Genomic DNA, 6,000 nt, shown 5'->3' on the forward strand with positions numbered 1-6,000 from the left:
TAAAGTTGAAGTCAATAAAAGTTAAAGCTTCTCAATCAAAAGATAGGGAAAAGGGGAGAAAGTAGGGTCAGGAAAGATATGAGAGAATGTATGTTGCCCATTACCAATTACCAATTACCATTCTATGACAACCGTTTTGGCTATTGAAACCAGTTGTGATGAAACTGCTGTGGCAATTGTTAAGAATCGTGAAGTGTGTAGCAGTATTGTTGCTTCACAAATTGCTGTTCATCAACAATATGGTGGGGTAGTGCCAGAGGTGGCTTCACGTCAGCATTTAGAAACGCTAAATTATGAAATAGAGCAAGCGATCGCATCTAGTAATCTAGATTGGAGTCAGATTGATGGGATAGCTGCCACCTGTGCGCCTGGACTGGTAGGAGCTTTGCTGGTAGGATTAACGGCTGCCAAAACTCTGGCCATTGTCCATGATTTGCCTTTTTTGGGGGTGCATCACCTAGAAGGGCATATTTACGCGACTTACTTGAGTGAGCCAAGTTTAAATCCTCCTTTTCTTAGCTTACTTGTTTCTGGAGGTCATACAAGCTTGATTTATGTGAAAGATTATGGTATGTACGAAACCTTGGGAGAAACCCGTGATGATGCGGCGGGTGAGGCTTTTGATAAGGTGGCGCGGTTGTTGAAACTGGGTTATCCTGGTGGCCCAATAATTGATAAACTGGCACAAACTGGCAATCCCCAGGCTTTTGCATTACCGGAGGGCAAAATTTCTTTACCGGGTGGGGGTTATCATCCCTATGATTGTAGTTTTAGCGGATTAAAAACAGCCGTATTACGTTTAGTGCAGCAGTTGGAGAGAGAGGGTAAAGAAGTACCAATTGCCGATGTAGTGGCTAGTTTTCAGGATACTATAGCGCGATCGCTGACCAAAAGAGCGATCGCCTGCGCTCGTAACTATGGACTAGATACCATTACCGTCGGTGGTGGTGTAGCAGCAAATAGTGGACTGAGAAAGCATTTACAAGCAGCAGCCAGCAAATATAATCTCCGGGTTTTATTCCCCCCCTTAAAATTTTGCACCGACAACGCCGCCATGATTGGCTGTGCCGCCGCCGAACACCTATCGCTTGGTAGAACATCCCCCCTCACATTATGAGTCCATTCCCGACTCTCACTGAACCAAGTCATGCAGTTGTATGAAACTCCGTTAAGCCCTAGAAGAGGCAGGGGGGCAGGGGAGCAGAGGGGCAGAGGGGCAGGGGAGAGAAATAAAAAGAAATATTCTTTTCCCAATGACCAATGACTAATGACCAATGACTAATGACTAATGACCAATGACCGAATATTTTCAGCCACAGCTTTTGGTTGCTCTAACATAGCCAAATGGCCGCAATCAGAAATTTCAATCACATTATCGCCAACATATTGAAAAAGCCAATGAAAACTCGCTAAATGGCGGACATACTTAGGTTCCATCACCTTATCGTCAGCACCAGCTAAAAAATACACAGGCTGCTTTAACTTAGATACTAACTGGGGTAAAGAATTAATTTCTGCTTCCGTAGTAGAGTCGAAAAGAGTTCCCAAAGCAGCTTCAGGGTCAGCAACAATAAAATCAATCAGTCTTTGACGCGCCCAGTATCGGTCTAAAGGACGCAACACACTAGCTTTAGTAAACAACAAATCAATCAAAGGCATTTGTGAAAGCCAACGGGGACGAACTTGTAAAAATTTTTGTCCAGCGGCGCGAAATTGCTCAAAAGCTTCCTTCAGATAAATTCCACCACCAGCATTAATACAAATCACACCTTGAACACAATCAGGTAGTTGAGCCGCCGCCCATAGAGCAATAGTACCACCCAAAGAATGACCAACTAACCAAGCACTAGAAATATTCAAGTGTTGGAGAAGCACAGCCAAATCCTGAGCATAAGCAGATGGAGAGTACAGAGAATCCACAGACCAACTAACCATACTAGAGTTTGTAGCAGTCAGTTCTATCTCTGATGTCACCTGAGACTGTGATTCACCAAAACCTCGTAAATCATAAGATAAACACTGCAAATCTACCGATAAACGAGAAATCACAGGTTGCCAATATACACTACTACTTAGCCAACCGTGGATAAATACTAAAGTATGAGGGCATGATGTAGGAGCCGTTAGCTCATAAGTATGTGGAACGCCTAAGATTTCTATTGTTGCCATAATTAAATATCGTACCCTCAAGAGTGGGTGCGACTCAATACAACTCAACACGAACAGAGAACCAAAAATTCAAAATTTTAATTTTTGTTTGAATTAAGCAGATGGACGTTAAATCAACAAAATGTGTAAAAAAAGTACAATTACCCAAAACCTCTTGCCTTGTCATAACGACAATTTTTAACGCCAACCTACTGAGCTAAGTCTATTGACTAAGTAATCTATTTTTCACTCCTTCCGCGATTCTGTGACCTAAATATTCAGGAATGAGACTTTCATTCGGACCTAACAAATAAAGAATTAGTCGAGTCCGTCCGCGCCAAACCAGCAAATTGGCGTTAACCACCAGCAGGTCTTCTTGCCAGATAGCATACATCACTTTATAGAATAATCCAGGTTGATTATCAGCTTCAATCACTAAAGCCGGAAGATGAAAAACAGGATCAACATAGAAATCAGTTTGTACCTGTTCGAGGCCAGCATCAAGATTAAATTCTACAGCCAGCATTTCCTCCACTTCAAATCGGCCTGCTAACGCCTCACGAATAGCACGACAAACATTTTCAGCAGTTTTTTCGGTCAGTGCTTTATTGCCACGAGATACCAGTAATTTAATAAAAACCAGCATTGGTGGTCGAATTTGACCGTATAAACTCAGACCGTGAATAGTTAAACCATAAGCTGCTAGAACACCAAAAATATCGCTCAAGAGGAAAGATTGATTGCGGTAGGCAAAATGCAGGGCGCTTTTGCTCCCTTCTGGCTTCATCTCAATAACAGCCCGTTTAGTTTTATAAAGACGGTATGCTAGGCGTAAATTTTGAAGTTGAATCTCACTACTAACAAATTGCTCATAGAATTGGGGAAACGCTCGATTAAAGCGTTTCAGGAGTTCTAGAGTCGAAGATTTTAAACCAGAAGCCATTTTTGCGGGTAAGACTTGCTTGTTTTGTACAAACTGGGGACTGGGGACTGGGGATTGGGGACTGGGGACTGGGAGACAGGGAGCAGGGAAAGATTAAGAACTTTTACCTATTACCTATTACCTATTGCCTTTTACCTCTTAGGTATCCCCAAATTTAATTAGATATCCGAAATAATGTTATCTTTCAAAGTTTACAGCGTATCAGTTAAACTACTTGTTCTCATTGTGTTATTGAAGTTGATATTGATTAGCATAGAATGATCTGAGTTTTATCGGGTCATGACAGCAAAGAGAATGAATATAGTCATGAACATGGAAAAGATACTTGAATTTCGGAAAATTTTTGCCTTTGGTTGAGTTTTATGGAGTAGTGTCAAAACAAAATGCTAAAGTTGAAAGTGATTGGGAAGAAACACCTGATAACTAGCTGTGAGTATTGTAACTCGCTAAACCGCGTAGAATGTTTCTAGTGAATTAGCCGGCAATGATCATAGTTATGTTAAATGTGAATCAACACTTTTTAAAAGTGGAAACCAATTTTAGTCATACTACCCGAACTGCATTGGCATGGGTTTTTGGAAAACTTGGTTTAGCACTCCTGACTCTTTAGCGACAAATAAAAACACTGCTGTTAATGAGCATACAGCGGAAGTTGACGGTAATTCTAGTGTAGGTAAGGATCAAATCATTTTCAGTACGGAAAGAGATATTGACCTTTATGAACTCGAAGAACTCTGTGATGCAGTTGGCTGGTCACGTCGCCCTCTCAGAAAAGTAAAAAAAGCTATTGAGCATAGTTTTCTCGTGGCCTCTATGTGGCAAGTGCGAGGAAACAAAAAGCGTTTGATTGGTTTTGCCCGTGCTACCTCAGATCATGCTTTTAATGCCACCATTTGGGATGTAGTCGTTCATCCTGATTTTCAAAGTAGAGGTCTAGGTAAGGCATTAATGAAATATGTCCTCAAAAAACTTAGGAGTGAAGAAATTAGTAATGTCACTCTTTTTGCTGACCCTCACGTTGTAGATTTCTATAAAACTATGGGCTTTATGTCAGATCCTGAAGGTATAAAAGGAATGTTTTGGTATCCTCAGTGATTAAGGTGGCTGGGGTGTGGGGATTAGGGAATTGAGGGAAATATCCTCAATCTGATTTTTTCTCGATTATTGGGTTTGCATTTATTATTTCTTGTGATATGATAGTCGAGATGAGCCAACAATACATGATTTGATTTGTGTGGAGTTTGGTTTCTGTGACTTTACGGGATGTAGCGCAGCTTGGTAGCGCGCCTGCTTTGGGAGCAGGATGCCGCAGGTTCGAATCCTGTCATCCCGATTTGTGAGATATAAGCTCAAAACATAATAAATACATTCTTGAAGTCTATAAATTTTAAATTGTCTGAATCAGGATTTCCAGGATTTGAGGATTTCCAGGATTTTTATTTGATGAACTATCATATCTTTGCTACATCATAATTTAGGTAATATCTCAAAATCCTTACATCCCAAAAAATCAAACTTCACACAACATCCTGTTAATCCTTTAATCTTGAGCATCCTGATTCAGACAATTATTTCGCGCAAAGACGCAAAGGAGCAAAGACGCAAAGAAGAAAGGGAAGAGATTTTCTTTTTCAGCCATTATGGGAGTTTAGCAAAAAATCAAATCCTGATTCTGACCAGGGTTATTTCATTCTAGATTTAAGCAACGAATTTATGTGTTTTCAGCCGTCGTGAGATAGAAGCCCTGAAGCCTAAAATGACGCATTCTCGTAAATACATAAAATGTCAGATTTTAGAATGAAACAGCCCTGGATTCTGACAATTATGATTATAGGAAATGTTGGGTTTCCTTGCGTCAACCCAACCTACTAGCTAACGCACTGTGATTTATGTTGTGTAAGTGCGTACCGTTATAGGTTAAAATATGGGTGTTTGTATGCCTGAAATTTAAGTATTACGATAAACACACCAATAGCTATGAATAACAGACCTGGAATTATTCTCAAAAAACCCGTTGCGCTGGGAAAAAGAGAGATTAATGTGAATTGGCGGGATTTTGGGGTGGGAATAATCAAGGTTGGGGCAAATGCGGTTACTGGTAATATTGGTAATCTGCCTGAAAATATTGTTGATATTGGTGCGGCTATTGGAGTAGCACAAGAACCGGGAGAAATTGCTTGGTTATTAATTTGTTCGGCTTTAACACAGGCAATGGTGAATGTGATAGGAGATAATCAAGATTTACTACAGGAAGCAAGTCAGGGGAAGGAAGTAAAAGAAGATAAACTGCGGGGAATTTTAGAACAGCTTTTCAATCAGTGTTTAGAAAAATTAGAATCTGAAGAAATTACTATTGATCAAGATTTTTTTAAATGTCCCCAAGATTTTGCCGTTGTTGCAGAAATTAAAACTCCTTTTGCTGAGTGGCTACAAGCAGAATTTAATCTCAAGCCAGCGCAAGCAGAAACAATTAGTAATCGCTTGCCTAATGAATTTTTGTATGCTGTATATTCAGAATTTGATCAACATTCTGATAAGTATGCCAAGTTGCAAACAGCATTAGATAATCCTTTTAGTCAAGCTGTCGAAAAAGAAGCTAAAAAGGAACTTTCATGGCGGCGTTATTCGGCATGGCTGCAAAAACAAGTGGAAGAAAGAATGTTTAATGAAGCATTTGGACTGAAACAGGTTTATGTTCCTCTCCGGGCTTTTTATGAGGAGAAAATAGAAAGTGAAGATGATGATTTTGGTGTCTCTAATAGAAGATATCAATCAGTAGAGAAGAATGTGAAGCGGTATGTGGTTAATTTAGAGGATGAACTACAAACTTGGTTAGATAAATCTGATAAAACCGATGCTATGCGGGTGATTAGTGGTGGACTAGTGTGTTAATTCTGTGAATCCTTTAC

General features: G+C 40.0%; 5 protein-coding genes and 1 tRNA gene. 4 read left to right on the forward strand and 2 right to left on the reverse strand.

Features of this window, described 5'->3' with window-relative positions; translation table 11 throughout:
• The first annotated feature begins 124 nt into the window (after positions 1–124).
• Complete coding sequence (gene tsaD, locus FJR05_RS19395) at positions 125–1,117, forward strand: tRNA (adenosine(37)-N6)-threonylcarbamoyltransferase complex transferase subunit TsaD (RefSeq protein WP_168645630.1); 993 nt, start codon at positions 125–127, stop codon at positions 1,115–1,117.
• Between the two features lie 161 nt (positions 1,118–1,278).
• Here the strand turns inward: tsaD and FJR05_RS19400 are convergent, their stop codons facing one another.
• Both FJR05_RS19400 and FJR05_RS19405 read right to left on the reverse strand, forming a co-directional pair.
• Complete coding sequence (locus FJR05_RS19400; RefSeq protein ID WP_168645631.1) at positions 1,279–2,169, reverse strand: alpha/beta fold hydrolase; 891 nt, start codon at positions 2,167–2,169, stop codon at positions 1,279–1,281.
• 202 nt (positions 2,170–2,371) lie between these two features.
• Entirely contained in the window at positions 2,372–3,091 is a 720-nt protein-coding gene (locus FJR05_RS19405; RefSeq protein ID WP_168645632.1) for a hypothetical protein, read from the reverse strand.
• Positions 3,092–3,658: 567 nt separating this feature from the next.
• Here FJR05_RS19405 and FJR05_RS19410 point away from each other — a divergent pair.
• From FJR05_RS19410 to FJR05_RS19420, 3 genes are all read left to right on the forward strand, one after another.
• Complete coding sequence (locus FJR05_RS19410) at positions 3,659–4,186, forward strand: GNAT family N-acetyltransferase (protein WP_168645633.1); 528 nt, start codon at positions 3,659–3,661, stop codon at positions 4,184–4,186.
• A 164-nt stretch (positions 4,187–4,350) separates the two neighbouring features.
• A tRNA-Pro gene (locus FJR05_RS19415) sits at positions 4,351–4,424 on the forward strand.
• Positions 4,425–5,068: 644 nt separating this feature from the next.
• Positions 5,069–5,983 carry a hypothetical protein gene (locus FJR05_RS19420; protein WP_174783782.1) on the forward strand — a complete coding sequence of 305 codons (915 nt, stop codon included), beginning with the start codon at positions 5,069–5,071 and terminating at the stop codon, positions 5,981–5,983.
• Positions 5,984–6,000: the final 17 nt, after the last annotated feature.

It is taken from the genome of Dolichospermum sp. UHCC 0259 (assembly GCF_009711935.1).
Lineage (GTDB): Bacteria > Cyanobacteriota > Cyanobacteriia > Cyanobacteriales > Nostocaceae > Dolichospermum.

Excerpts from the sequence above, each read along its gene's own strand:
- FJR05_RS19420 (WP_174783782.1), top strand. The coding sequence starts at position 5,069 with ATGAATAACAGACCTGGAATTATTCTCAAAAAACCCGTTGCGCTGGGA.
- FJR05_RS19400 (WP_168645631.1), bottom strand. The coding sequence starts at position 2,169 with ATGGCAACAATAGAAATCTTAGGCGTTCCACATACTTATGAGCTAACG.
- FJR05_RS19405 (WP_168645632.1), bottom strand. The coding sequence starts at position 3,091 with ATGGCTTCTGGTTTAAAATCTTCGACTCTAGAACTCCTGAAACGCTTT.
- tsaD (WP_168645630.1), top strand. The coding sequence starts at position 125 with ATGACAACCGTTTTGGCTATTGAAACCAGTTGTGATGAAACTGCTGTG.
- FJR05_RS19410 (WP_168645633.1), top strand. The coding sequence starts at position 3,659 with ATGGGTTTTTGGAAAACTTGGTTTAGCACTCCTGACTCTTTAGCGACA.